Genomic DNA, 25055 nt, shown 5'->3' on the forward strand with positions numbered 1-25055 from the left:
GAGCGCCCCCACTTCCGTACCGCCCTGCAGCCCTGTTCAACTATACGGCACAGCAGTGTGCCCTAATTAGTCAGCGACCTTAGTTTTGGGGTGCTGGCCGGTCAGTCGACGCCCTTGATTTTCACCACGAAAACCGCGCCCAGCAGCCCGACGGCGGCGGCCGTGAGGAACAGTGTCCGGTAGCCGCCACCGTAGGTCACTGCCAGCAGTGCCAGGGCCGGAGCAACCACCTGCGGCAGCGAGTTGGCCACATTGATAACCCCCATGTCCTTGCCCCGGCTCCCTGCGAACGGCAGGACCTGGGTCAGCAGCGCAAAGTCGACGGCCAGGTAGGCACCGAAGCCGATGCCCAGGACGGCGGCGCCGGCGAGCGCGCCGGGCCAGACCGGAAAGAATGCCATGATGGCGCCGGCCATGGCGATGGTGGCGGAGGAGCCGATGACGAAGGGCTTCCGCCTGCCCACCCTGTCGCTCCACGGTCCGGCCAGCACCGCAGTGATCATCACCATCACCGCGTAGATACCCGTCAGGACCAGCACCCCCGTGGCGGGATCCCCATACCCGATGACGTCCCGCAGGAAGAAGAGCAGGTAGACGATGGTGAGCTGGTTTCCCACGTTGACCAGGAAGCGGGTGAGCCAGGCCCAGGCGAAGTCCCGGTGGCGCCGGGGGTTGATCCAGAAGCCCCGCAGGAAGCGGCCCATCCGGAACCAGCCGGCCGTCTCCGCCGGCAGCGGGGGATCGTTCCGATGGAACAGGTACGGCAGCACGGACAGCAGCAGGGCGCCCGCGCACAGCCAGTAGCCCACCAGGAAGTTCCCTGACATCACCGCGCCGAAGACGGCCCCCGCAAGGATGCCAAGGGTCTGGCCCATGGCCGCAAGGCCGCCCACTCCCCCGCGCTGGATGACGGGCACCCGGTCCGGGACGGCCGCGGTGATGGCTGCGTAGGCGGCGTTGGCTCCCAGCTGCACCAGGCACCAGAAAAGGACCATCAGGGACACCCCAGCGGAGAAGGACATGGCCAGCAGTGCCGCAGTGGCGAGGACTGCCCCGGCCAGCACCCATGGGGCGCGCCGGCCGAACCGGGAGGTGGTCCGGTCCGAGAGGGCACCGAAGAGCGGGTTGGCCACCAGTGAAACCGCAGCGCCGCAGGCCGTGACCAGCGAGAGGATGGCTTCCTTGGACGGCGCATCAATACTAATGGCCTGCTGGCCGATGAACACATTGATGGGCCCGAAAAAGGCCGCGTTGATGCCCACGTTCACCAGCACCAGCCCGGTCACCCAGCGGGCGGTGACCTTCTGCGCCGGCTCGGCGAGCGCCGCCGTGGCTTTCCCTGGCGATGTGCCGTCCAACGGCGCAGGCGTGTTGAACGGACTCATTGGCTTGGCTCCCCCTGGTGCGGCCGGCTGACGGTGGAATCAGACTATCGTGGGCGGTAACGCGACGCCCTGCGGCGAGCGACGGATGTGCATAATCCACCACTACGCGAGGAGAGCCACGTGACCACAACAGCAGGAAACCAATCCGTTCCAGCAGTTAACACCGCGGACCTCTACGATGAGCGCGGCGACCAGTTGGCGTCCGTCTCCCTGCAGTTCCAGTCCCTTGGCGGCCGCTCGCATTTCAGCGGCCCGGTCCGGACCATCCGCTGCTTCCAGGACAACGCCCTGGTGAAGTCCACGCTCGGTTCACCCGGTAACGGGGCCGTACTGGTGGTGGACGGCGGCGGATCGCTGGGCACGGCCCTAATGGGGGACATGATCGCCGAAAGCGCCGTGGCGAACGGCTGGGCCGGCGTCGTCATTAACGGCGCCATCCGCGACCGGCTGGCCATCGCGGACCTGGACCTCGGCGTCAAGGCCCTGGGCAGCAACCCGAAGAAGAGCCAAAAGGCAGGCGCGGGTGAGGTTGACGTGGATGTGGTGATCGACGGCGTGACCTTCCGTCCCGGAGCCACCGTCTGGTGCGACCCGGACGGCATCCTCGTGGAGCCGTAGCAGGAATATTGGCAGGGCCGGGAATAGAAACAACGAGTAAGATAGTTACTGAAAGCAACTATCGCTGCTTATTTCCTTTCTTTCCCTTGGAGCACCCATGTCCAAAGCCACTGCCGCGCCCCGCGCCGGAGAAGTCCTGACGCAACGCCAGATCGTCACCGTCATGGTGGGCCTGATGCTGGGCATGTTCCTGGCATCCCTTGACCAGACCATCGTCTCCACCTCCATCTACACCATCGCCAACGACCTGGACGGGCTCTCCCTGCAGGCGTGGGCCACCACGGCGTACCTGATCACCTCCACCGTCAGCACGCCGCTGTACGGCAAGCTGAGCGACATCTTCGGACGCCGCCCGCTGTACCTGACCGCGATCGTCGTCTTCCTGGTGGGCTCGCTGTACGCCGGCTCCGTCCACTCGATGACCGAACTCGCTGTTGCCCGCGGCATCCAGGGCCTGGGTGCCGGCGGCCTGCTGGCCCTGGCGCTGACCATCATCGGCGACATCGTCTCGCTCAAGGACCGCGCCAAGTTCCAGGGCTACTTCATGTCCGTGTTCGGCATTTCCTCGGTCCTGGGCCCGGTGGTGGGCGGTGCGTTCGCCGGTTCCGCGAACATCCTGGGCTTCGATGGCTGGCGCTGGGTCTTCTTCATCAACATCCCCATTGGCCTGGCCGCCCTGGCGGTGGTGTTCCTGTTCCTGCACCTGCCGGCGAAGCACCTGAAGCAAAAGATCGACTACTGGGGCGCCGCCGCCATCACCGTGGCCATCGTTCCGCTCCTCCTGGTGGCTGAACAGGGCCGCACCTGGGGCTGGACCTCCGTGAACTCCTTCCTCTGCTACGGCCTGGGCGCGGTGGGCATTGCCTGGTTCCTGCTCGCGGAAAAGCGGGCCGGCGATTACGCCCTGATTCCCCTGCGGCTCTTCCATAACGTCACGTTCGGGCTGTCCTCGCTGCTGAACTTCATCATCGGCATCGGCATGTTCGGCGCCATCGCCATGCTCCCGATGTACCTCCAACTGGTCAAGGGACTCACCCCCACCGAGGCCGGGCTGATGATGATCACCTTCACCGTGGGCATCCTGTTCGGGTCCATCACGGCAGGCCGCACCATCTCGGCCTCGGGCACGTTCCGCATCTTCCCGATCATGGGCACCGGCATCCTCACCGCGGCCGCCCTGGTGATGGGCTTCTCGCTGGCAGTGGACACCGAACTATGGGTTCCCGGCCTGATCGCCGTGTTCTTCGGCGTGGGCCTGGGCTTCTGCATGCAGCCGCTCACCCTGGCTATGCAGACCTCGGTGCCGCCGCGGGACATGGGGGTTGGCACCTCCTCCGCAGCCTTCTTCCGCTCCATGGGCGGCGCCGTGGGCACCGCCGTCTTCATCTCCATGCTCTTCAGCCTGGCTGCCAGCCGGATCGCCGACGGCATGAAGACCGCCGCCACCGATCCCGCTTACTTGGCGGTCCTCAAGGACCCGGCCGTCGCGGCGGACCCCGCCAACGCCAAGCTGTATGAATTCTTCAGGAACGGCGCCTCCAACGACTCCCTGAACGACACCAGCTGGCTGCACACCGCCAACAGCACCCTGACCAGGCCCATCACCGAGGGCTTCGCCACGTCCATCGACACCGTGATGCTGACGGCGGCGGCGCTCACCGGCCTGGCGTTCCTCATCAGCTTCGCCCTTCCGCGCAAGAAGCTGACCGACCAGAAGGCATCCCCGCAGGACAGGGACAGCATGGAAATTCCGGCCCACTAGCCCTGAAGCGCAAGGCAGGACGACGACGGCGGCACGGCCCGCCGTCGTCGTCCTGCCTTAAGGGGGCAACAGGCGCCAAGTGGAACCTCGGGCGGTGACGTGCCACACTGTTTAGCGCGTGTGCGCCGGCCCCTCTGGCCGGTACCGCAGCCGACGACGTCCGCACCGCATCCATAAACCCCCAAACCCAGGGAGAACCATGCCCACTGCACAGGAGCAGACCACAACCGGGATACCGCGGCGGGTGATCTGGCTGGCGCTCGCGGGGGCGGTGGGCGGATTCCTCTTCGGTTTCGACTCATCAGTGGTCAATGGAGCCGTGGACGCCCTGAAGGAAGAGTTTGCGCTCTCCGAGGCCGTCACCGGCTTCGCCGTGGCCATCGCCCTGCTGGGCTGCGCGGCCGGCGCCTTCCTGGCCGGCAAGGTGGCGGACCGTTACGGCCGCATCCCGGCCATGAAGCTGGGCGCCCTGCTCTTCCTGGTCAGCGCCATAGGCACCGGCTTTTGCTTCGGCGTCTGGGACTTGATCTTCTGGCGCCTTGTGGGCGGCCTGGGCATCGGGCTGGCCTCTGTCATCGCCCCTGCCTACATCTCCGAAATTTCGCCCCGGAAGGTCCGCGGCCGCCTGGCGTCCCTGCAGCAGCTGGCCATCACCACGGGCATCTTCGCCGCGCTGCTCTCGGACGCGCTCCTGGCCACCAGTGCCGGCGGCGCGGACCAGGCCTTCTGGCTGGGCATTGAATCATGGCGCTGGATGTTCCTGGCCGCGGCCGTCCCGGCCGTCGTTTACGGCTGGGTTGCCTTCACCCTGCCCGAGTCCCCGCGGTTCCTGGTGTTCCAGGGCAAGGAGGACCAGGCCCGGAGGGTCTTCGAGTCCATCGCCCCCTCCGAGGATGCCGACCGCCACATCCGGGACATCCGCGAAGCCATCGAGGAAGACAAGCTGGCCGGCCAGAAGGGGTCCCTTCGCGGCAAGGTATTTGGCCTCCAGGCTGTGGTCTGGGTGGGCATCACGCTGTCGGTGCTGCAGCAGTTCGTGGGGATCAACGTGATCTTCTACTACTCCACCACCCTGTGGAAGGCTGTGGGCTTCCAGGAGAAGGACTCGCTGGCCATCTCGGTGGCAACCTCCATCACCAACATCCTGGTCACCCTGGTGGCCATCGCCCTGGTGGACCGCGTGGGCCGCCGGCCCATCCTGCTGGCCGGATCCGTGGGCATGGCCGTGTCCCTGGGCGCCATGGCCCTGGCCTTTTCCTCGGCAACGGGCAGCGGCGAGGACATCAGCCTGCCGGGTGCGTGGGGTTCCGTGGCCCTGGTGGCCGCGAACATCTTCGTCGTCAGCTTCGGTGCGTCCTGGGGGCCGCTGGTGTGGGTCCTCCTGGGCGAGATCTTCCCGTCCAGGATCCGCGCCCGGGCGCTTGGTCTGGCCGCCGCGGCGCAGTGGGTGGCCAACTTCGCGATCACGCTCAGCTTCCCGGCCATGGCTGCGGCCTCGCTGCCGTTGACCTACGCCATGTACGCCCTGTTCGCGGCGGCGTCCTTCTTCTTCGTCATGTTCAAGGTGCCGGAGACCAACGGCATGTCCCTGGAGCAGGCGGAGACGCTGTTCGTGCCCAAGGGCTCCGCCAAGTAACGCCCCATCACTTTTGGCGGCTTTTCCCGGGACGCCCCATCAGCTTTCGCAGGAAAACAACAAACCCTCCATCACATGGCGTGATAGAGGGTTTGTTATTTTGCGGCTGTTTACACGACGTGCGGCTCGTGCGAGGAGAGGTAGGACCGGCCGCCGAATGCCACCAGGATGGCGATGGCCATGGCCACGGCCCCGGCAAAGAACGGAACCTGCGGGCCGAAGTGCTCTCCGAGCTGCGCCGCCGCGAATGGGGCCAGGGCGCCGCCCATCCAGCGGACAAAGTTGTAGCCGGAGGAAGCCACCGGCCGCGGCGAATCAGAGACGCCCATGGCCAGTTCCGTGTAGATGGTGTTGTTGATGCCCAGCAGCGCACCGGCAACAATGACCAGGACGACGACGGCCGGCACCGAGTGCCCCGCCGCCAGTCCCAGCCCGGCCAGGTCCAGCATGAGGACGAACAGCGTGCCGGTCAGTACCTTGACGGCGCCAAACCGCTTCTGCAGGACCGGTGCAACGAAGACCGAGAAAACGGCCACGGCCACACCCCAGCCGAAGAACACGCCGCCGATGCCGTAGGCGTCCATGCCCAGGATGAACGGGGTGAAGGCCAGGATGGTGAAGAAGCCGTAGTTGTAGAACAAGCCGCTTGCCGCCGTCGTCCGCAGTCCCTTGTGGCCCAGCGCCAGGAGGGGGTCGCGCAGCCGCACCTTGCGCTCTGGCAGGGGAGTTTTAGGCAGCAGGGCGATCAGGGCGATGAAGGCGGCGGCCATCAGGACGGCGGTGCCGAAGAACGGTGCGCGCCACTGCCAGCCGCCCAGGAGGGCGCCCAGCAGCGGGCCGAGCGAGATGCCCAGGCCCAGCGCGGCCTCATAGAGGATGATGGCGGTCCCGGCGCCACCGCTGGCAACGCCGACGATCACGGCGAGCGCGGTGGCGACGAACAGGGCGTTGCCCAGCCCCCAGCCGGCGCGGAAGCCCACCAGCTCTCCGACGCTGCCGGACAGGCCGGAGAGCGAGGAGAAGACCACGATGACGGCCAGGCCGATCAACAGCGTCTTCTTGCCGCCGATCCGGGAGGAAACAAACCCTGTGATCAGCATGGCCAGCGCGGTGACCAGGAAGTAGCTGGTGAACAGCAGGGACACCTGGCTGGGGCTGGCGTCCAGGTTGGTGGCGATGGCGGGGAGGATGGGGTCCACCAGGCCGATGCCCATGAAGGCGAACACTGCGGCGAGGGCGGTGGCCCAGACCGCCTTGGGCTGTTTCAGGAATGAGGCTTTTTCAGCCTGAAAGGTTGATTCTGGTGCTTGCAGGGTTTCTGCGAGCTGGCCGTCCATGGAGGGTACTCCTAAGTTCGTGGCTGGTTCAGTTCTGGAGGGATGCATTGATTTTGTCGATGACCGGCAGGGCCGCCGCCAAGGCTTTGCGGTCCTGGTCGGAGAGGGTACTGAGGATTTCGGCCATCACCTGGTTGCGCCGCTTGTTGGCGGAGTCGACGGCGGCGCGGCCTTCGTCAGTCAGGACCACCCGGACAGCGCGGGAGTCCGCCGGGTCCGGCTCGCGGCGGGCCAGGCCCGCGCGCTCGAGTTTGATGATTTGTTCCGTGGCACTGGGCACGCGGACTCCGAGGTTCCGGGCGATCTCGCCGACTCGCTGGCCCTCGCCGAGCATCATCTTAAGGGTGCTGAGCTGGGCGGCGCTGAGTTCACCGTCGGCGTCGAGGCGCCTCACCAGGTAGATACTGTGGCGGAGGGCTTCGCGGAACCCGCTGGCAAGTTCCTGCAATGCGGCATCGTTGGTATTCATCATTAGGCAGCCTAACATTTAGGCTGCCTAACGTTCAAGGGATTAGAGCGCCAGTTTCATGCCGACATGGCTGGCCTCGAAGCCCAGCTGCTCGTAGAACCGGTGGGCCTCGGTGCGGCTGTTGTGGGTAGTCAGCTGCATCAGGTTGCAGCCGCGCTTTTGCGACTCCCGGACGGCCCATCCCACCATCAGCTTGCCGATGCCCTGCCCGCGAAGGGACGAGGCCACGCGAACCCCCTCAAGCTGTGAGCGCCAGGCTCCCTGCCGGGAGATTCCCGGGAGGAAGCTTAGTTGGAAGGTGGCAACCACCGGACCGGCCTCTTCGCCGGGCGGCACCAGTTCGCCCACCACCAGCAGGTGGGAGGGGTCGGCGTCGATCGCTTCGAAGGCCCGCTCGTAGGGCTCCATGTCCCTGGCTGCTTCGCGGCCGGCGCCCAACGCGTCGTCGGCGAGCAGGCGCACCATGGCGGGCAGGTCCGCCTGGTTGGCGTGGCGGAGGCGGAACGTCCCGCCGTTGACGTCGGCGGTGAGCAGGGCGGGCGCTACATCTTCGGGAAGGATCACCTGCCCAGCTTGGCACATGATCTGAGCTGGGCTTGAGGGAAAACCTGCCAAAGGTGAGCGGGCGTTGCCGGGGCACAGCAGCAAACCACGACGCCGGCACTCGGGCGAGTGCCGGCGTCGTCGTTGCAGATGCGTCGGTGGATTTCCTGCAGGATCTGATGGAGCGTTGCGTCAGGTGCCGCAGGAAGTGATGGCGCGTGTCAGGTGATGCTTTGGGCTGGGGTTTCGGCCATTTCCGCCTGCCGCTCCTCCACAAGGGTGGCAACGGCGGCGAACAGCGGGTGGCCAGGCGCCAGCCCGGTGATCCTTTCGGTGGCGTCGGTGGGGCTGGCCGAGCCGAGGATGCCGGCAAGCTCGGTGGCCTCGGCATCAGCGGGATCATTGAACCGGAGCGCTGCCGCGATGGCACCCAGCAGGGCCTCCGGTACCACGCCGCGTTCTGCCAGTTCCGCTGCCGGGCCGATGAACCGCTCGTTCCGGCTCAGCTTCCGCAGCGGAGCCCGGCCCACGCGGTTCACGGTGTCCGGCAGGTACGGGTTTGAGAACCTGACCAGGATCTTCTGGACGTAGGCTTCCTGCTCGTCGTTGCTGAACCCGTGCTTGGCCACCAGGAGCTGCTTGGTTTCCTCCAGCACCGCCCGGACATCTTCAGCCACATCCTGGTCCGCCATGGCGTCGGAGATCTTCTCCAGGCCCGCCTCGAACCCGAAGTATGCCGCTGACGCGTGGCCGGTGTTCACGGTGAACAGCTTCCGCTCGATATAGGGCGAGAGGTCGTCCACGAACGTTGCGCCGGGGATCGCGGGAGCGGAGTCACCGAAGGCAGTGCGGTCGATGACCCATTCGTAAAAGGTCTCCACGGTGACATCCAGGCCCTGGCCGGCTTCCTGGTTGGGCACGATCCGGTCCACCGCGGTGTTGGCGAACACGGCTTTGTCATCCAGGACTGCGGCGGTGGCTCCGGGCTGGGCCGCTACCTCCTTGGCCAGGATGTCCGTGGCGTTGATCGCGTTCTCGCAGGCCATCACCTGCAGGGGCGCCCGGCCGGGCTCCCTGGCGACGATGCCTTTGGCGATCACGGGCGCCACGAACTTCAGGATGTGCGGACCCACTGCGGTGGTGACGATGTCCGCCGTCGCGATCTCGGCGACCAGTTCCGCTTCCTGGGCGTTGGAGTTCAGGGCCCGGAAGTTGTCCACGGTCCGCACGGCGGGGTTCTCCCCCACCTCGTGCACGGCGTAGCTGTCCGCCTCCTTGAGCCTGTTGATCAGGTCCTCGGCCACGTCCGCGAACACCACTTCGTAGCCGGCATCATGCAGGAGCAGCCCCACGAAGCCGCGGCCGATGTTGCCGGCCCCAAAATGTACTGCCTTCACTATGCGTTGACCTTTCCGAAGAGTTCCAGGACTTCATCCTCGGACGTGGCCGCCTCCAGCCGGGCAACCTGTTCCTTGTTGGTGAAGACCTTGGCGATGGAGGACAGGATGTGCAGGTGCTCGTTGTTGATGCCGGCAACGCCCACCACGAACTTGACCTGCTTGCCGTTCCAGTCAATGCCTTCCGGGTAGCGGATCACGGACACTGCCGACTTGCGGATGTGGTCCTTGGCGGCGTTGGTGCCGTGCGGGATGGCCAGGAAGCTGCCCATGTAGGTGGACACGGATTCTTCCCGCTCGTGCATGGCGGCGATGTAGCCCTCATCCACGGCTCCGCGGGCCAGCAGGAGCCGGCCGGCCTCGTCAATGGCGGCGTCGCGGGTGGTGGCCGAACCGCGCATGACCACGCTCTCGCGGGCCAGGATGTCGGAGCTTCCGTTCGCGGAGGCTGCGGCGGCACCTGCTCCGGCAGGGGCTGCGTCAACCGGGGCATCGGCGGCGTGGGCGCCATGGGTGGTGCCGGCGTCGGACGTTCCACCCTCGGCGTTGCTCTCGCGGACCAGGTCCACGATCTCCTCATAGCGCGGGCTGCTCATGAAGTTGTCCACGGAGTAGTGGACGGCGCTGGAGGTGGCCGGCTTGGCCCGTTCGGTGAGGTCCTGGTGCGTGACCACAACGTCGTAGGTGTCGCTGAGGTTGGCGATGGAGGCGTTGGTGACCTTGACGTCCGGGAAGCCGGCCGCTTTGATCTTGTTCCGCAGCACGGAGGCGCCCATGGCGCTGGAGCCCATGCCGGCGTCGCACGCGAACACGATGTTCCGGACGGGGCCGGCCAGGACGCCCACTCCGCCACGGCCGGACGCGGCACCTGCGGAAGCGCCTGCACCGGTGAGGGTGGAGGACACCGAGCTCTTCTTGCCCTTCATTGCCTCCATGCGGGCAGTGGCGTCGCCCAGGTCGGCTTCATCGCTGTGCTTGGTGGTCTTCATGATTACGGAGGCCACCAGGAAGGACGCCGTGGTGGCGAGCAGCACCGACAGGATCACGCCGAGGTAGCTGTCACGGGACGTCTGGGCGAGCACCGCGATGATGGATCCCGGGGCGGCGGGGGCAACGAGTCCCGCGCCGGTGACGGCAAGGGTGGCGATGCCGGTCATGCCGCCGGCGATGGCTGCCAGGATCAGCAGCGGGCGCATCAGCACGTACGGGAAGTAGATCTCGTGGATACCGCCCAGGAAGTGGATGATCGCGGCACCGGGGGCCGACGCCTTGGCGGCACCGCGGCCGAAGAACATGTAGGCCAGCAGGATGCCCAGGCCGGGGCCCGGGTTGGCCTCGAGCAGGAACAGGATGGACTTGCCCTGGTCCAGCGACTGCTGGACGCCCAGCGGCGTGAGCACACCGTGGTTGATGGCGTTGTTCAGGAACAGCACCTTGGCAGGCTCGATGAAGATGCTGGTCAGTGGCAGCAGTCCGTTGTTGACCAGGAACTGCACCACGTTGCCGGCTGCGGTGCTGAAGGCCGTTACCAGCGGTGAAATTCCGTAGAAGCCCAGCATGGCGAGCAATGCGCCCCAGATGCCGGCGGAGAAGTTGTTGACCAGCATCTCGAAGCCGGGGCGGATCTTGCCGTCCCAGAGCATATCGATCTTCTTCATGGTCCAGCCGCCCAGCGGACCCATGATCATGGCACCGATGAACATGGGGATGCCGGCACCAACGATCACGCCCATGGTGCCGATGGCTCCCACCACGCCGCCGCGGACGTCATAGACGTTCTTGCCGCCGGTGTAGCCGATCAGGAGCGGCAGGAGGTACGTGATCATGGGGCCTACCAGGCCGATGTTTGGCTTGCCGCCGGTCTCGCCGAAACCACCCAGTTGCGGAACGGGCAGCCAGCCCTTCTCGATGAAGAGGGCGGTGATGATGCCCCAGGCGATGAACGCCCCGATGTTGGGCATGATCATGCCGGACAGGAATGTCCCGAACTTTTGGACGTGCACGCGCGCGCTGGTGCGGGGTTTTGCAACTGTCTCTGTTGCCATGTGATTTCCTAACCTCATTCCTGCTGCTCCGCAGGAGTGGTCCGATGATTACGACGACGTACTGCTGGGTACTACGGGGTTGCGGGGCTAACCGGTGGGGCTGGTGGAGATCCGGTGCAGCCATTCGAGGAAGAGCTTGAGTTCCGAGCTGGAAAGCTGGTCAGAGTGCGAAGCCTGAAGTGCGGCGTTCAGGGCGATCGCTGCCACCACCACCGAGGACTTTCCGGTGCCGCCCGGGGCCGGGCCGCTGGCGGGCTCGGCGGACACCGCGAAGATCATGGCGTCCCGGGTCATGGTGGACAATTCGAGGTTGCGCTCGGTTGCGGGCTCCGCAATCAGCATCAGCGTCACGCCCACATTGGCTGCCAGGATGGACCTGGCTGCCTCCCTGGGCTGGACGTTCAGCTGGCCCGCCGCCGCTGCCTTGTTCAGCATCTCCTCCATGAGCGCCTCGGCGTCTGCCACGATGGCAGGCCGGCTCTCCGGACGGATGTTGCCGAACATCACCAGGTACAGCTCAGGCTGGTTCAGTCCGAACTGGACATGGTTGTCCCACATTCTCCGGATGTCCTCAAGCGGCTGTCCGGAGGGGGCGAAATCCCTTTCGCCCGCGACATATTCTTCAAACCCTGCGGCGACGACGGCGTCGAACAGACCTTCCTTGTCACCGAAGTGGTGGTACAGGGTGGGCGCCGAAACTCCCGCCAGGTGGGTGATCTGGCGGGTTGATACCGGTGCTCCCGCGGATTTTGCCAGCAGTTCCGCGGCAGCACGGAGCAGCCGCATTTTGGGGGGAAGCTGGCCATCCAAACTCATAACCGCTACCCTAGCACCTATAGCGTTGCTATATGAACTGAATCACATACAATTTTTTCAGGCACGTTTCCCGCCCTGGACGTAGCAGTCTTCAGGCGGACCCGGCACGGTGCCGGAGAACTTGGCGGGCCTGTCCACCGGCAGAGAATGAGGACCTTCAGTGCAGAACTTCCCAGGAGTAGGCGTCAGCCCAGGCCGCGTCATCGGCACCGTCCGGCAGATGCCCAAACCGATCAGTGAGCCTCCCGCCGGCGAACAGCTGGCCCCGGGAACCACTGCCGAGGAAGCCACAGCAGCACTGAAGGCAGCCGCGCAGGCGGTGCACGACGAACTGAAGGACCGCGCCGCCCACGCCACCGGCGACGGCAAGGCCGTCCTGGAGGCCACCGCACTGATGGCCAAGGACACCATGCTGATCAAGGGGGCAGCCAAACTGGTGGCCCGGGGCACCTCCGCCGAACGAGCCATCTGGGAATCCGGTTCCTCCGTATCCGAGATGCTGCACAACCTGGGCGGTTACATGGCCGAACGCGCCACCGATGTCCTTGACGTGCGCGCCCGGATCGTGGCCGAGCTCCGGGGAGTTCCCGCACCCGGCATTCCCGCCTCCAACACCCCGTTCGTCCTGGTGGCAGAGGACCTGGCCCCGGCGGACACCGCGACACTCGACCCGAACAAGGTCCTGGCGCTGGTGACCGCAGGCGGCGGCCCCCAGTCGCACACCGCCATCATCGCCCGGTCCCTCGGCCTGCCCGCCGTGGTTGCCGCCGTGGGCGTGGACGAACTCCCGGACGGCACCGAGGTGTACGTGGACGGCGCAGCCGGCCTCATCACCTCCGCGCCCGACGAATCCCTGCGGGCAACAGCGGAAGCATGGGCCGCCACGGCATCGCTGCTGGCAGAGTTCACCGGCACGGGCACGACGGCGGACGGCCACGAGGTGCCGCTGCTTGCCAACGTGGGCGGCGGCAAGGACGCCGAAGCGGCCGCGAAGCTGGGAGCCCAGGGCGTGGGCCTCTTCCGCACCGAGTTCTGCTTCCTTGAGCGCGATACCGAGCCCAGCGTCGAAGAGCAGGCCGCTGCCTACAAGAGTGTCTTTGATGCCTTCCCGGGCAAGAAGGTGGTCCTGCGCACCCTGGATGCCGGCGCGGACAAGCCGCTGCCGTTCCTGACGGACTCCACCGAGCCCAACCCGGCCCTCGGCGTCCGCGGCTACCGCACCGACTTCACCACCCCCGGCGTCCTGGACCGCCAGCTGGAAGCCATCGCCCTGGCGCAGCAGCAGTCCCAGGCCGATGTCTGGGTCATGGCCCCGATGATCTCCACGGCGGAAGAAGCGGCCCGGTTCGCTTCCATGTGCGCCGATGCCGGCATCAAAACCCCCGGCGTCATGGTGGAGGTCCCGTCGGCAGCCCTTACCGCCGAGTCCATCCTCCGCGAGGTGGGCTTTGCCAGCCTTGGCACCAACGACCTCACCCAGTACGCCATGGCCGCAGACCGCCAGCTTGGTCCGCTGGCCAACCTGAACACCCCGTGGCAGCCTGCCGTCCTGCGCCTCGTCGGCCTCACCGTTGAAGGATCCCGCGCGGAGGGCCACAACAAGCCCGTGGGCGTCTGTGGCGAGGCTGCCGCCGACCCCGCCCTCGCCGTCGTCCTTACCGGCCTCGGCGTCAGCACCCTGTCCATGACGGCGCGCTCCCTCGCCGCGGTGGCGGCAGTCCTGAAGACGGTGACCCTGTCCGAAGCCCAGGATCTGGCCAAACTTGCCCTGTCCGCGCCGAGCGCCACCGAGGCGCGGGCGTGGGTCCGGGAAAAGCTGCCGGTATTGGAGGAGCTGGGACTCTGACGCGTCCGCGGCCGCGGCCCGGCCGGCCGCGGCCGGGATAGGCTACGTCCATGGCACTGATAGCCCCCCGCGTCACGGCCGGCCTGCCTGCCGGCGACGCCCGCAGCCTTGCGCGCGCCCTGGCGGACAGCAATGACATCACCGTCTTCGTCGACGGCACGGTCCACCGACTGCCCGGGCAGGCGCGGGACGCCGTCGTGGATCTTCTTGCCCGGCTCAGCCGGGGCGAAACGGTGACCGTGAGCAGCGTGGAGGACATGCTGACCACGTCGCAGGCGGCCGAGCTTGCGGGTATCTCGCACACCTACCTGCGCAACATGACGGACCGCGGTGAAATCCCGGTGGAGTACCGCGGCTCGCACCGGCGGATCCGGACAGCTGACATCATGGCGTGGCTCGAGGCCCAGAAACTTGCGGAACAAAAACGCCGGCATGACAAGGCCGCCGGGGCAGACGCCGCCGGCACGGGCGAGTAGTTGGGCACCCGCATGGCGTGGCCCCGCTCCCGGAAAGAGCCACTGAGGTCAGCCGACGTGGAGGCCGACGGGCTCCAGGGGTGCATCCTCTGGGCTGACGGCACACCTGCGCCGGGGCCGGAAACCGCCGGCAGCCAAACCGCACCCGCCTATATCCTTATCCACGGCATCGGGGTTTCCCACCGCTACCTTCGGCGCCTCCACGACGAGCTCGCCGCCGTTGGACCCACCTATTCGCTGGACCTGCCAGGTTTTGCCGGGACCCCCAGGCCCGGGCGGCAGCTGTCCGTGGAGGACTACGGGGCCTTCATCGCGCAGGCATTGAAGGCCTGTGGCATTGGCCAATATGTCCTGGTGGGACATTCGATGGGGGTCCAGTTCGCCATCGAAGCCGCGCTTGACGCACCGCAGCAGGTGCGCCGGTTGGTGCTGATGGGTCCCGTGGTGGACTCGCGGCACCGCAGCGTCCGGCGGCAGGGCCTGGCACTGTTCCTGGACTCGCTCCTGAGGGAAAGCGCCTCCTCCAACTGGCTGGTGTTCTCGGACTATTTCCGTTGCGGTCCGCGCTGGTACTTCACCATGCTGCCCGTAATGATGGCCTACCCCACCGAGCTGCGGCTTGCGGGCATCAATGCGCCAGTGCTGGTGCTGCGCGGAAAACACGATCCGGTGGCGGGCGCGGATTGGTCGCTCCGGCTCTCGCAGGTTGTGCCGCAGGGAAGCTTTGTTGAGATTGGCCGGGCAGGACACGTGGCCCAGCACCTGCGCCCGCGGCAGGTTGCGGACGCCATCAGGTCTTTCGCCGAGGCCTCCGTCTAGCGCCAGATTCCGGACCTCAAATTCTGGGCCTTCCCGCCCAGCGCCGCATCTTGAGGGCGGCGTGCAGTTCCAGGCGGAGCATGCCCTTCAGCGGGTCCACCCCCAGCAGCTGCCGGATCCGGCCCAGCCTGTTGTAGATGCTGCTGCGGTGCAGGTGGAGCTTGCCGGCGACGTCCTGCACGGAGCCGTCGTTGTCATAGAGGAGTTCAAGGACCGGGATGAGTTCGTCGTTGCGGTCGTGGTCCTCAAGCATGCGGAAGTAGACCGAGCCGGAGTCCGCCCAAGCCCCCACCCCTCCCCCGGCCGACGCGAGCAGCTGGTAGACGCCCGTTGCGCGGCAGTCCACCAGTTCGCCCAGCTGCGGGTCCACCGCCGCCGCCTGCGCCGCCACCCGCGACTGCCGGTATGCCTCCGACAGCTGGCGGGTTTTCGAGAAACCCTCGCTGATGCCCAGGATGATCCGGTGGACCGGGCGGCCGGAGCGCTTGGCAAGCTCCAGCTGGTAGTGGACCAGGACCTGCGCGTGGTTGGCCCGGCCGGTCGACTCGCGGAACAGCACCACGGAATGCGTCTCCGTCCCGGCGCTGAACAGGGCGGCATCCACCCCAACGGTTGCCTGGAGCGCGGTGGAGCGGTGGATCAGGGTGGACGCGATGGGGTCCGGACCGCTGGCCCAGCCGTCCGCATCGAGCACCGTAACCATCTGCCACGGGCCGCGCCCCTGGACTTCCTTCCAGCCGGCGACGGCGGCCAGGGCATTGGGTTCCCCTGCACAGGCGGCGAGGAACTCCCGCTCCCGGCCCCGCCGGAATTCGGATTCGGCCGTGTTCGAGTCGAGCAGGAGGCCGGACAGCAGCTCAAGCTCGTGGTTCACGCCCGGCAACTGGGTGAGGATCGCCGTCGGGCTTTCCTCCGCGGAGTCCTGCTGCACCCAGAGGTAGCCCACGCGGAATCCCCGCACCATAAGCGGAACGCAAACCCGGCCCAGCATGCCCAGGTCCGGGTTGGCGGGAACCACAACGGGCCGCACGGCGGTGGCGATGCCGTGGGAGAGCTGCCAGGCGCTCACGTCCGCCGGGACCTTCTTGCTGAGGAGGAAGTTCACGCGCACCCGGTCGGCGTGGGACTGGTTCGAGCTGTAGGCAAGCAGCAGGCCGTCCAGGTCCTCGAGGGAAAGCCCGCGTCCCAGCTTCTGTGCCACCTGTTCCACGAGCTGTTCCACACCCTGCTGCTGCATGGGCCAACACTACTGCTCCGGAACCCCTGTGGACGAACGGACATGAGGCGACACCTGACGCTTCAAGGCTCGACAGATGTCTAGCTGACGGCGGCAAAAACCGCGGAATCACGCGATTTCCCATGTGGCGCTTCGGGCTCCCGCATGTCAGCTGGCTCACAGCCGGATTTATCGTTGAAGCACGAAATCCTTCCGTTTTACGGCCCACCGGCCCCACACCCTGGAGCAGACGATGATCATCGGCGTCCCCAAAGAAATCAAGAACAACGAGTTCCGCGTGGCCATCACCGCGGCCGGCGTCCACGAGTTCCTTACTCACGGGCACACCGTCCTGGTGGAGCGCGGTGCTGGCCTGGGCTCAGGTATTACCGACGAGGAATACTCGATCGCCGGTGCCGAAATCGTCAACGAAGCCGATGACGTCTGGGCCCGCGCGGACATGGTCATGAAGGTCAAGGAGCCCATCAAGGCCGAGTACCACCGCTTCCGCAAGGGCCTGATCCTCTTCACCTACCTGCACCTGGCCGCCGAGCCGGAACTGACCCGGGAGCTCATCAACTCCGGCGTCACCGCCATCGCCTACGAAACCGTGCAGGAGGGCCGGTCGCTGCCGCTGCTCGCCCCGATGTCTGAGGTTGCAGGCCGCCTGTCCGTCCAGGTGGGTGCCACCTCCCTGATGGCTCCGGCCGGCGGCAAGGGCGTCCTGCTGGGCGGCGTGCCCGGCGTGCGCCCCGCCAAGGTGGTTGTCCTTGGCGCCGGTGTTGCCGGCACCAACGCCGCAGCCATGGCCCTTGGCCTGGGTGCCGACGTCACCATCCTGGACATCAACATCAACCGCCTGCGCGAACTGGACGCCCAGTACCAGGGGCGGCTGAAGACGGTCGCTTCCAACAAGTACGAGATCGAAAAGTCCGTGGTGGACGCAGACCTGGTCATCGGTTCCGTCCTGATCCCGGGTGCCAAGGCCCCCAAGCTGGTCACCAACGACCTCGTGGCCCGGATGAAGCCCGGCTCGGTCCTGGTGGACATCGCCGTGGACCAGGGCGGCTGCTTCGAGGACACGCACCCCACCACGCACCAGGAACCCACGTACAAGGTGCACAACACCATCTTCTACTGCGTGGCCAACATGCCCGGCGCCGTGCCCAACACCTCCACCTACGCGCTGACCAACGTCACCCTGCGCTACGCGGTGTCCCTGGCCAACCTGGGCGTCAAGGCCGCCTTCGACCATGACCCCGCCCTCGCCGCCGGCCTGAACATCGCCGCCGGCCATGTGGCCCACCACTCCGTGTCCGAGGCCCACGACCTGCCCCTCGTCGCCGACTGGCACGAACTGGTTTCCGCCTAAGCCCTTCTGACGCCCGCTGCTCGTCCCGCTGCGCCGGACGACAGACATCCTCTGCGTGCTGCTCCTTTGTCGCGTCTGGGGCCACGCCAGCAGGGTTCCCTGACCGAGCTTGCGAGGTTAGGGTGCTGGTGGGGAGCACGCTGCCGGATGCCTGTCGTTCGGCGTTCGGCATGTCAAACGGCCGCCGAGGCGACCTTGCGGGCTTTTTCTATGATTTTGAGGACCTCGACGGCGTCCTCCGGGTTTACGGGGAGGGGCAGGGCTGATGCCGTGCCGCCGTCGAGGATCTTCTCCGCCAGGATCCGGTAGAACTCCGGGTAGGCGCCGCGTTCGGTGGGGAGGCGGTCCAGGTGGCCGTTGCGGCCCAGGAGGCCTGCCCATTCCGGCGCCTCCTGGCCGTAGGCGGGGTCCAGGGGGCTTCCGCCGGCCGCGATGTAGGGCTCCTGTGGGTCCACGCCGTTCTTGGTGAAGCCGCCGATTGAGCCCAGCACCCGGAAGCGGGGGCCCTGCTGCGCGCACAGCATGTTCATGGTCAGGTGGCTGGTCACACCGGAATCGTGGCGGAGGACCAGGAAGACGTCGTCATCCGCCCGCTCGTCGGACCGCCGGGCCTTCAGTTCCGCGTGCAGGACGGTGGCCGGGCCAAACAACTGCAGCGCCTGGTCGATCAGGTGGCTGCCGAGATCGAACAGGGCCCCTCCCCCGTCGGCGGCCGTGGCCCGCGCCTTCCAGGCCTTCGCAATCGAGGGCTGCCAGCGCTCGAAGCGCGATTCGAACCGGGTCACGTTTCCAAGGGCCTGGGCCGCCAGGAGCTTCCGCAATGTGAGGAAGTCGCCGTCCCACCGCCGGTTGTGGAACACCGTGAGCACCCGCCCCCGCCGCCGCGCCAGTTCGATAAGTTCCTGCCCCTGTCCGCTGGTGACCGCGAAGGGCTTGTCCACCACCACGTCCAGCCCCGCCTCCAGGGCAGCCCTGGCCAGCGGATAATGCGTCGCGGGTGGCGTCGCCAGGACCACCAGGTCAAGGTTGGCTGCCCGCCCCAGGACTGCGTGGGCGTCGGGCACCACTGCCGCGCCCGGAAGGCGGGCTGAGGCAGCCGCGCTCCGGCCGGCGTCGGACGTGGCCACGACGTCCAGGGAGTAATCGCTGTTGGCCGCCAGCAACGGCACGTGGAACACACTGCCGGCAAGCCCGTAGCCGACGACGGCGGTACGGATGGTGCGGGGGTCGCCTTCAGTTCCGGTCATGGAAGCTACGCTACCCCCGGGCCCGGCACGGTTGGTCAGGAACCGTTAAACACCGGAAGCCGGCACCCCTGCTTGAGCAGGGATACCGGCTTCCGGTGTTACGCGGTTGCAGCCGCGGCAGTTACTTCTTTTCCCAGCCGATGGTGGTCCAGTCCGGAACCTGCGAGGTGCTCTGGAACAGGGACGGGCCATAGTTGGCCAGGCCGGTGCGGACGAAGGAGATCTGCGGGCCGTTCATGACCACGCCCATGGAGAAGTACTTCGCCATGTGCTCCTTCTCCACGTCCATTGCAGCCTTGTTGCGGGCTGCGTTGTCCTCGATGGAGGCAAGGTCCGCGATCTTCTTGTCCAGCTCCGCGTCGCCCAGCTTGTTCTCGTTGGTCTTTGAGTCGTAGTACTGCTTGACGGCGTCGGTGGCGTCCGCGCCCACGGTGTAGCCGGAGACACTCATGTCGAACTCGCGGGAACCGAGAACCTTGCCGAAGTCGGCGGAGGCGCGCTGGTCGATGCCTACGTCCATGCCGCCTGCCTGGAGCTGCTTCTGCAGGGTCTGGGTGAAGGCGAGGGTGGTGGGATCGTCACCGAAGTTGCTGATCTTGAAGGCCGCGGGCTTGCCGTCCTTCTCCATGATGCCGTTGGCGTTGGCCTTGTAGCCGGCGTCGGTGAGGACCTTCTTGGCGGCGTCCGGGCCGGTTTCCTTGACGGGGTAGTTGTCCTGGTAGTACTCGGAGAACGGCAGCAGCATCATGGAACCGGAGCTGGGCTCTTCCCAGTTCAGGCCGTTGAACCGCACCTTGCGCAGGGCTTCACGGTCCACGGCGGCGAAGATGGCCTTGCGGACGTTGACGTCGGTGATGCGCTGGGCGTTCAGGTTCATGCCGCCTGCGAAGAGACGCTGGCCGCGGCGGACTTCTGAATTCTTGGTGCCGTCAAGCTGCTTGTAGAGGGAGATGGTGTTGGCGGACATAGCATCGATCTCGCCGTTCTTGAAGGCCGCGATCTGCGCGCTGGTTTCCAGCTGGCGGAAGGTCACGTTGGCCAGCACCGGCTTGGTGCCCCACCACTTGTCGTTGGGTACCAGGGTGACAGTCTTGGCTGCAGTGTCGTACTGGTCGAGCTTGAAGGGGCCTGCCATCCACTCGGGGTGCATGTTGCCGTTGAAGCCTTCATTGAAGACCTCCGGGGTGTTGACGGCGGGGTGGATGAGACCGAAGAAGAGCGAATCCACCGGGAAGACCGGGCGGGTCGTCTTGACGATGACTTCCTTGTCGCTGCTGCCTGCCTCGACGGAATCAACAAATTCGTAGGCGCCGGAGCTGACAATGTCGTAGCCGGCGTCAGGGCTCTTGAGGATGTTCCAGGTGTTCTTGAAGGCCTTGACGTCAATCGGGGTGCCGTCGTTGTAGGTGGCCTTGGGGTTCACCTTGATGGTGATGGTCTGCTTGCCGTCCTTGACCACACTGTCCACCGACTCGCAGAAGTCCTTGTTGGGAGTGACCTTGCCCTGGAAGTCCACCTTCCAGCAGCCGCCGACGCCGCCGCTGTTCATGGCAACCGGGTTCATGGGGACCTGCAGGGCGGAGTTGTCCGCGCTGTTGCCGTTGTTGGAGAACCCGTTGAAGTCCGGCCCGATGTTGCCCAGCGGAAGGGTGACTTTGCCGCCCTGCTGCAGGTCGGCTGCCGGCTTCTCGTTGATGCTGATCAGCTTGGACAGGTCGCTGCCTGCCTCCTGCCCCTTGGCTGTTTCGGGGCCGCTGGCACCGCCGCCACCGCCGCAGGCCGTCAGCGTCAGGGCCGCAGCAACGGCTGCAGCTCCGCCGATCCTGTTCAGTTTCCTCATGGTTTTCCCTTCATTGGTGCGAGTGGTGGTGCGTGTGGGTCGATAAGTCTCAGGGCGCATGGTGGTCCGCCGTTTCGTGGACCACCAGCATGTCCTCATCCAGTTCGCCGTCCGGGAAGAAGCAGGCGAATTGCTGGTCCGTGGCGGACGCTGCTGCTTCCAGGGGCGGTTCCAGGGTCAGGCACTTCTCCTGCTTGGCCGGCGGCAGCGCCGCGAAGACAGGACAACGGGTGGCGAAGTTGCAGCCCTTGGGCGCCTGCAGAGGCGAGGGCAGGTCGCCCTGCAGGATGATGCGTTCGCGGGTGCGTTCCAGCTGGGGGTCCGGCACGGGGATGGCGGACAGGAGGGCCCGGGTGTAAGGGTGGCGGGGGTTGTCGAAGACGCGGTCCACGGCCCCGATCTCCACGATCTTACCCAGGTACATCACGGCCACGCGGTTGGAGATGTGGCGCACCACCGAGAGGTCGTGCGCCACCAGCAGGTAGCTCAGGCCCAGTTCGGCGCGCAGGTGGTCCAGCAGGTTGATGACGCCGGCCTGGACCGACACGTCGAGGGCCGAGACGGGCTCGTCCAGGACCACCAGCTTGGGGTTCACCGCCAGTGCGCGGGCAATGCCGATCCGCTGGCGCTGGCCGCCGGAGAACTGGTTGGGGAAGCGGTTGACGTGGTCCGGCTGCAGGCCCACGAGCTTCATGAGCTCCATGATCCGCTTCCTGATGGCGCCGCGGTCCATGCCGGCGTTCTGCAGGGGTTCGGCAAGGACTTCATAGACTGTGAACCGCGGGTCCAGGGCGCCGGTGGGGTCCTGGAACACCATCTGGAGTTCGCGCCGCATTTTGGCTTTGGTCTTCGCATCGGCGGCCTGCTTGTTGCTCAGGCCGCCGATCACCACCTCGCCGTCCTGGTCCGCGTGGAACTCCATGATTTCCAGGAGCGTGGTGGTCTTGCCCGATCCCGATTCGCCCACGATGGAGAAGCATTCACCTTCCCGGATGTCGAAGCTGAGGCCGTCCACCGCCTTGACGGTGCCGATCCGGCGCTTGATCAGGGCACCCCTGGTGAGCGGGAAGTGTTTCCGCACGTCCTTGAGCTGCAGGACGGTGGAGCGCTCAGCCCGGGGGACGGCGTCGAAGCGGGACACCGGCACCGGCGGGGCGGCGAACACGTCGTGGACGTCCACGTCCCCACCCAGGGCCTCGGACTTGATGCAGGCGGCACGGTGCAGTCCCTGTCCGTCGACGGGCGCCAGGGCGGGCTCGCCGTCGTGGCAGGCCTCGGAGGCAAGGGGGCAGCGGGGAGCGAACGAGCATCCGGTGGGGGCGTGCAGCAGGTTGGGCGGCATCCCCTCGATGGGAACGAGCGAGGACTTCTCCGCCACATCCACCCGGGGCACAGCGCCGAGCAGGCCCATGGTGTACGGCATCCGGGGGTTGTAGTAGATGTCATCCACCGCGCCGGTTTCCACCGGCTTGCCCGCGTACATGACCATGATGTCGTCTGCCATGCCGGCCACCACACCGAGGTCGTGCGTGATCATCACCACCGCGGCACCGGTCTCCTCCTGCGCTGTGTGGAGCACCTCAAGGACCTGGGCCTGGATGGTGACGTCCAGGGCCGTCGTCGGCTCATCCGCGATCAGGACGCGCGGATTGTTGGCGATGGCGATGGCGATCATGACGCGCTGCCGCATGCCCCCGGAGAACTCGTGCGGGAAGGCCTTCAGCCTGTCCTTTGGGCTGGGGATTCCCACCATGGCCAGCAGCTCGACGGCGCGGGCTTCCTTGGCTGTCCTGCTCATGGTGGGGTGGTGGATGGTCAGCGCCTCGACGATCTGGGTGCCCACCGTGAACACGGGAGTGAGGGAAGACAGGGGATCCTGGAAGACCATGGCGAGATCGTTGCCGCGGTACTTGCACATGTCCTTGTCGCTGAGCCCCAGCAGCTCCCGGCCCTTGAGCCGGACGGAGCCGGAGACCTGGGCCGTGGGCGGGAGGAGCCCCATGATAGCCAGCGAGGTGACCGATTTGCCGGAACCCGATTCCCCCACGATTCCCAGCGTCTTGCCCGGCATCAGGTCGAAGTCGACGCCCCTGACGGCATGGACCACGCCGTTCTCCGAGTTGAAGCGGACGTTCAGGTCACGGACGGACAGCACTGCGTCGGTGGGGGCGTGCAGTCCCGCCACGTGCAGGCGCTCCACATCTGACCGTGCGGGTTCCATGGCTCCGGTGGTGGTTTCGCTGCTCATGCCGTCTTCTTTTCCGCCGTGGTTTTCCGGGCTTTGGCCTTCTTGGCCTTGCCGGTGGAACTGGAGCTGGGGTCGAAGGCGTCGCGCAGGCCGTCGTTCATCATGGCCAAGGACCCGGTCAGCAGGAACATGACGGTAAGCGGAACCCAGAACATCCAGGGAAAGGTCTGCACCTGGGACGTGGCGCCGCCGATCAGTACGCCGAGGCTGACGTCCGGGACCTTGATGCCGATGCCGATGAAGGAAAAGGCCACCTCGGCGAGGATGGCCGCGGTGACGCCGCGGGTGATGTCCAGGATCAACAGGGAACCGATGTTCGGCACCAGGTGCCGCCAGACAATGCGCCGCGGGGGGACTCCCATGTACTGGGCCGCCTTGACGAAGTCCCGCTGCATCAGGGACATGGACATGGAGCGGATCAACCGGGCGGTGCCCATCCAGCTGAACACCAGCAGGACGATGATGAGCAGCAGCCAGGAGGGAAGGTTCCGCTTCAGGCCTTCACCTCCGCCGCTGGTGGCCACAGCAACCACCAGGAGCGCCGGCATCATGATCAGCGCTTCCAGGATGAACAGCATGACCTTGTCCACCTTGCCGCCGAAGTAGGCCATGGTGCAGCCGTAGACGGCGGCGACCAGGACCGATACCAGGCCTACCACCAGGCCGATCAGGATGGAGATCCTGGTGCCCTCCACGGTCATGGCGTACAGGTCGATGCCCGCCTGTGACGTTCCGAGGTAGTGGTCAGCCGACGGCGGCATCCCGATGTTGAAGGGGTCGATGGTTTCCTTGTCCCACGGGGTGAAGAACCCCCCGATGAACGAGAAAGCCGTCAGGGCCAGGAAGATGGCCAGGCCCGCCACAGCGGTCTTGTTCCGCAGGAAGCGGCGGAAAATGATGGTGTTCTTGCCAATGACGACGTCGGCGCTTTCCAGGTGCGCGTCCTGCGCCACGGCTGCCGGGTCAACGGCGTTGAGGTTGGTCATGGCTACTGCACCCGCACTCTCGGGTCGACAAGCGTGGTGGCGAAGTCCGCAAGGATGGCGCCCAGCGCAAAGATCACGGAGCCGTAGGCCAGGGTGGCCGTGGCGGCATTGACGTCCTGCAACGAGATGGCATCGATGCTCCAGGACCCCACGCCTGGCCAGGCGAAGATCTTTTCAGCGAAGAAGCCGCCGGCGAAGATGGCCGGGATGGTAAAGGCGATGCTCTGGGCCACCGGAATGAAGGACACGCGAAGCGCGTGCCGGGCAATGGCCTGGTTCCGGGTGAGCCCCTTGGCCCGGGCGGTGCGGACAAAGTCGGCGTTGACGTTGTCCAGCAGGTATTGCCGCTGGGCAATCTGGTACGCGCCCCACCCGACGAGGGTGATAGCCACCGTGGGCACTACATAGTGCGCCACCATGTCAACGAACTGGGCCCAGCCGGGCGCGATGCCGGGGGTGGAAATGCCGGTGACGAAAAAGATCCGGTCACCCACGGATTCGTTGATGTTGATGGCTCCCAGCTGCACCAGGAAGTAGGCGATGGGTGCGGGCACGATGTAAGCCAGGTAGCTGTAGGACGTAATGACACGGTCCTGGAACTTGTACTGCCGTGCCGCTGAATAGACGCCGAGTGCGACGCCGATGACCAGGGTCAGGATGATGGAAGCCAGGAAAAGCCGGGTGGAGATCCACACGCGGTCCCCGAACTCTGCGTTGATGTAGGCGCCGTTGGGGCTCCGGCCCCAGTCCCAGCGGGTGACGATCCCGGTGAGCCAGTCAACGTAGCGCTCCCACGGGCTAAGGTCCGGGTCCAGGCCCTTGAGTCGCATTGAGTTGGCAACCTGCTCCGGGGTGGGCCGCGGGATCCGCTCCTGCTCGAGCAGTGCCGGCTTGAGCGAGCTGACGGCCAGGAAGTAACCGGCGGAGGTGGTGAGGAAGATCATCACCACATATGTGATGCCGCGCTTGGCAAGGTACTTGAGCATGGGTGCTAATT

General features: G+C 66.3%; 20 protein-coding genes. 7 read left to right on the top strand and 13 right to left on the bottom strand.

Features of this window, described 5'->3' with window-relative positions; translation table 11 throughout:
- Positions 1-101: 101 nt before the first annotated feature.
- On the bottom strand, positions 102-1385 hold the full coding sequence (locus tag ASG86_RS14350) for an MFS transporter (RefSeq protein WP_056335624.1): 1284 nt from the start codon (positions 1383-1385) through the stop codon (positions 102-104).
- Between the two features lie 120 nt (positions 1386-1505).
- Here ASG86_RS14350 and rraA point away from each other — a divergent pair, with 120 nt between their 5' ends.
- The 3 genes from rraA to ASG86_RS14365 all read left to right on the top strand — a co-directional run bounded on the left by rraA (position 1506) and on the right by ASG86_RS14365 (position 5401).
- On the top strand, positions 1506-2003 hold the full coding sequence (gene rraA, locus ASG86_RS14355; protein ID WP_056335628.1) for a ribonuclease E activity regulator RraA: 498 nt from the start codon (positions 1506-1508) through the stop codon (positions 2001-2003).
- Positions 2004-2100: 97 nt separating this feature from the next.
- Complete coding sequence (locus ASG86_RS14360; RefSeq protein WP_056335630.1) at positions 2101-3765, top strand: MDR family MFS transporter; 1665 nt, start codon at positions 2101-2103, stop codon at positions 3763-3765.
- Positions 3766-3964: 199 nt separating this feature from the next.
- Positions 3965-5401: a sugar porter family MFS transporter gene (locus ASG86_RS14365; RefSeq protein WP_056335634.1), complete on the top strand. Its 1437-nt coding sequence runs from the start codon at positions 3965-3967 to the stop codon at positions 5399-5401.
- A 110-nt stretch (positions 5402-5511) separates the two neighbouring features.
- Here ASG86_RS14365 and ASG86_RS14370 read toward each other — a convergent pair whose 3' ends face one another.
- From ASG86_RS14370 to ASG86_RS14395, 6 genes are all read right to left on the bottom strand, one after another.
- Positions 5512-6738 carry an MFS transporter gene (locus tag ASG86_RS14370; protein ID WP_056335638.1) on the bottom strand — a complete coding sequence of 409 codons (1227 nt, stop codon included), beginning with the start codon at positions 6736-6738 and terminating at the stop codon, positions 5512-5514.
- 28 nt (positions 6739-6766) lie between these two features.
- A complete protein-coding gene (locus ASG86_RS14375) occupies positions 6767-7207 on the bottom strand; it encodes a MarR family winged helix-turn-helix transcriptional regulator (RefSeq protein WP_056336103.1) in 441 nt (146 codons plus the stop codon).
- Between the two features lie 42 nt (positions 7208-7249).
- Positions 7250-7789: a GNAT family N-acetyltransferase gene (locus ASG86_RS14380; protein WP_056335641.1), complete on the bottom strand. Its 540-nt coding sequence runs from the start codon at positions 7787-7789 to the stop codon at positions 7250-7252.
- A gap of 182 nt (positions 7790-7971) precedes the next feature.
- A complete protein-coding gene (locus ASG86_RS14385; RefSeq protein WP_056335643.1) occupies positions 7972-9147 on the bottom strand; it encodes a mannitol-1-phosphate 5-dehydrogenase in 1176 nt (391 codons plus the stop codon).
- Complete coding sequence (locus tag ASG86_RS14390; RefSeq protein WP_056335646.1) at positions 9147-11192, bottom strand: PTS mannitol transporter subunit IICBA; 2046 nt, start codon at positions 11190-11192, stop codon at positions 9147-9149. Before ASG86_RS14390 ends, ASG86_RS14385 begins: the two co-directional genes overlap by 1 nt.
- An 87-nt stretch (positions 11193-11279) precedes the next feature.
- Positions 11280-12008, bottom strand: coding sequence for a TetR/AcrR family transcriptional regulator (locus ASG86_RS14395; RefSeq protein WP_056335649.1), 729 nt, complete (start codon positions 12006-12008; stop codon positions 11280-11282).
- 160 nt (positions 12009-12168) lie between these two features.
- Between ASG86_RS14395 and ptsP the strand changes: the two genes are divergently transcribed.
- The 3 genes from ptsP to ASG86_RS14410 are packed head-to-tail and all read left to right on the top strand — an operon-like array spanning position 12169 to position 15149.
- Positions 12169-13854, top strand: a complete 1686-nt coding sequence (gene ptsP, locus ASG86_RS14400) for a phosphoenolpyruvate--protein phosphotransferase (protein ID WP_056335652.1) — start codon at positions 12169-12171, stop codon at positions 13852-13854.
- A 50-nt stretch (positions 13855-13904) separates the two neighbouring features.
- Complete coding sequence (locus tag ASG86_RS14405) at positions 13905-14330, top strand: helix-turn-helix domain-containing protein (protein WP_056335655.1); 426 nt, start codon at positions 13905-13907, stop codon at positions 14328-14330.
- Positions 14331-14342: 12 nt separating this feature from the next.
- The gene (locus ASG86_RS14410; RefSeq protein ID WP_056336106.1) at positions 14343-15149 is read left to right on the top strand and encodes an alpha/beta fold hydrolase; all 807 of its coding nucleotides are present in this window, start codon (positions 14343-14345) and stop codon (positions 15147-15149) included.
- A gap of 16 nt (positions 15150-15165) precedes the next feature.
- On the opposite strand, the gene ASG86_RS14415 is transcribed toward ASG86_RS14410, so the two are convergent.
- Positions 15166-16386: a PucR family transcriptional regulator gene (locus ASG86_RS14415; protein ID WP_056335659.1), complete on the bottom strand. Its 1221-nt coding sequence runs from the start codon at positions 16384-16386 to the stop codon at positions 15166-15168.
- A 232-nt stretch (positions 16387-16618) separates the two neighbouring features.
- Between ASG86_RS14415 and ald the strand changes: the two genes are divergently transcribed.
- Positions 16619-17737 carry an alanine dehydrogenase gene (gene ald, locus ASG86_RS14420; RefSeq protein WP_056335662.1) on the top strand — a complete coding sequence of 373 codons (1119 nt, stop codon included), beginning with the start codon at positions 16619-16621 and terminating at the stop codon, positions 17735-17737.
- Positions 17738-17910: 173 nt separating this feature from the next.
- Here the strand turns inward: ald and ASG86_RS14425 are convergent, their stop codons facing one another.
- From ASG86_RS14425 to ASG86_RS14445, 5 genes are all read right to left on the bottom strand, one after another.
- Positions 17911-18984 (bottom strand): Gfo/Idh/MocA family protein, encoded by a 1074-nt coding sequence (locus ASG86_RS14425; protein ID WP_056335665.1) that lies wholly within the window; start codon positions 18982-18984, stop codon positions 17911-17913.
- 121 nt (positions 18985-19105) lie between these two features.
- On the bottom strand, positions 19106-20824 hold the full coding sequence (locus ASG86_RS14430) for an ABC transporter family substrate-binding protein (protein ID WP_056335668.1): 1719 nt from the start codon (positions 20822-20824) through the stop codon (positions 19106-19108).
- A 49-nt stretch (positions 20825-20873) separates the two neighbouring features.
- Positions 20874-23072, bottom strand: a complete 2199-nt coding sequence (locus ASG86_RS14435) for a dipeptide ABC transporter ATP-binding protein (protein ID WP_056335673.1) — start codon at positions 23070-23072, stop codon at positions 20874-20876.
- Positions 23069-24058 carry an ABC transporter permease gene (locus tag ASG86_RS14440; RefSeq protein WP_056335676.1) on the bottom strand — a complete coding sequence of 330 codons (990 nt, stop codon included), beginning with the start codon at positions 24056-24058 and terminating at the stop codon, positions 23069-23071. Before ASG86_RS14440 ends, ASG86_RS14435 begins: the two co-directional genes overlap by 4 nt.
- A gap of 2 nt (positions 24059-24060) precedes the next feature.
- Positions 24061-25044, bottom strand: coding sequence for an ABC transporter permease (locus ASG86_RS14445; protein ID WP_056335679.1), 984 nt, complete (start codon positions 25042-25044; stop codon positions 24061-24063).
- Between the last annotated feature and the right edge of the window lie 11 nt (positions 25045-25055).

Origin of the sequence: Arthrobacter sp. Soil764, assembly GCF_001428075.1 — a bacterium.
Classification (GTDB): Bacteria; Actinomycetota; Actinomycetes; order Actinomycetales; family Micrococcaceae; genus Arthrobacter.

Excerpts from the sequence above, each read along its gene's own strand:
- ASG86_RS14410 (WP_056336106.1), top strand. The coding sequence starts at position 14,343 with ATGGCGTGGCCCCGCTCCCGGAAAGAGCCACTGAGGTCAGCCGACGTG.
- ASG86_RS14430 (WP_056335668.1), bottom strand. The coding sequence starts at position 20,824 with ATGAGGAAACTGAACAGGATCGGCGGAGCTGCAGCCGTTGCTGCGGCC.
- ASG86_RS14415 (WP_056335659.1), bottom strand. The coding sequence starts at position 16,386 with ATGCAGCAGCAGGGTGTGGAACAGCTCGTGGAACAGGTGGCACAGAAG.
- ASG86_RS14405 (WP_056335655.1), top strand. The coding sequence starts at position 13,905 with ATGGCACTGATAGCCCCCCGCGTCACGGCCGGCCTGCCTGCCGGCGAC.
- ald (WP_056335662.1), top strand. The coding sequence starts at position 16,619 with ATGATCATCGGCGTCCCCAAAGAAATCAAGAACAACGAGTTCCGCGTG.
- ASG86_RS14435 (WP_056335673.1), bottom strand. The coding sequence starts at position 23,072 with ATGAGCAGCGAAACCACCACCGGAGCCATGGAACCCGCACGGTCAGAT.
- ASG86_RS14380 (WP_056335641.1), bottom strand. The coding sequence starts at position 7,789 with ATGTGCCAAGCTGGGCAGGTGATCCTTCCCGAAGATGTAGCGCCCGCC.
- ASG86_RS14350 (WP_056335624.1), bottom strand. The coding sequence starts at position 1,385 with ATGAGTCCGTTCAACACGCCTGCGCCGTTGGACGGCACATCGCCAGGG.
- ASG86_RS14365 (WP_056335634.1), top strand. The coding sequence starts at position 3,965 with ATGCCCACTGCACAGGAGCAGACCACAACCGGGATACCGCGGCGGGTG.
- ASG86_RS14395 (WP_056335649.1), bottom strand. The coding sequence starts at position 12,008 with ATGAGTTTGGATGGCCAGCTTCCCCCCAAAATGCGGCTGCTCCGTGCT.
- ASG86_RS14425 (WP_056335665.1), bottom strand. The coding sequence starts at position 18,984 with ATGACCGGAACTGAAGGCGACCCCCGCACCATCCGTACCGCCGTCGTC.
- ASG86_RS14370 (WP_056335638.1), bottom strand. The coding sequence starts at position 6,738 with ATGGACGGCCAGCTCGCAGAAACCCTGCAAGCACCAGAATCAACCTTT.
- ASG86_RS14445 (WP_056335679.1), bottom strand. The coding sequence starts at position 25,044 with ATGCTCAAGTACCTTGCCAAGCGCGGCATCACATATGTGGTGATGATC.
- ASG86_RS14440 (WP_056335676.1), bottom strand. The coding sequence starts at position 24,058 with ATGACCAACCTCAACGCCGTTGACCCGGCAGCCGTGGCGCAGGACGCG.
- ASG86_RS14375 (WP_056336103.1), bottom strand. The coding sequence starts at position 7,207 with ATGAATACCAACGATGCCGCATTGCAGGAACTTGCCAGCGGGTTCCGC.
- ASG86_RS14360 (WP_056335630.1), top strand. The coding sequence starts at position 2,101 with ATGTCCAAAGCCACTGCCGCGCCCCGCGCCGGAGAAGTCCTGACGCAA.
- ASG86_RS14390 (WP_056335646.1), bottom strand. The coding sequence starts at position 11,192 with ATGGCAACAGAGACAGTTGCAAAACCCCGCACCAGCGCGCGCGTGCAC.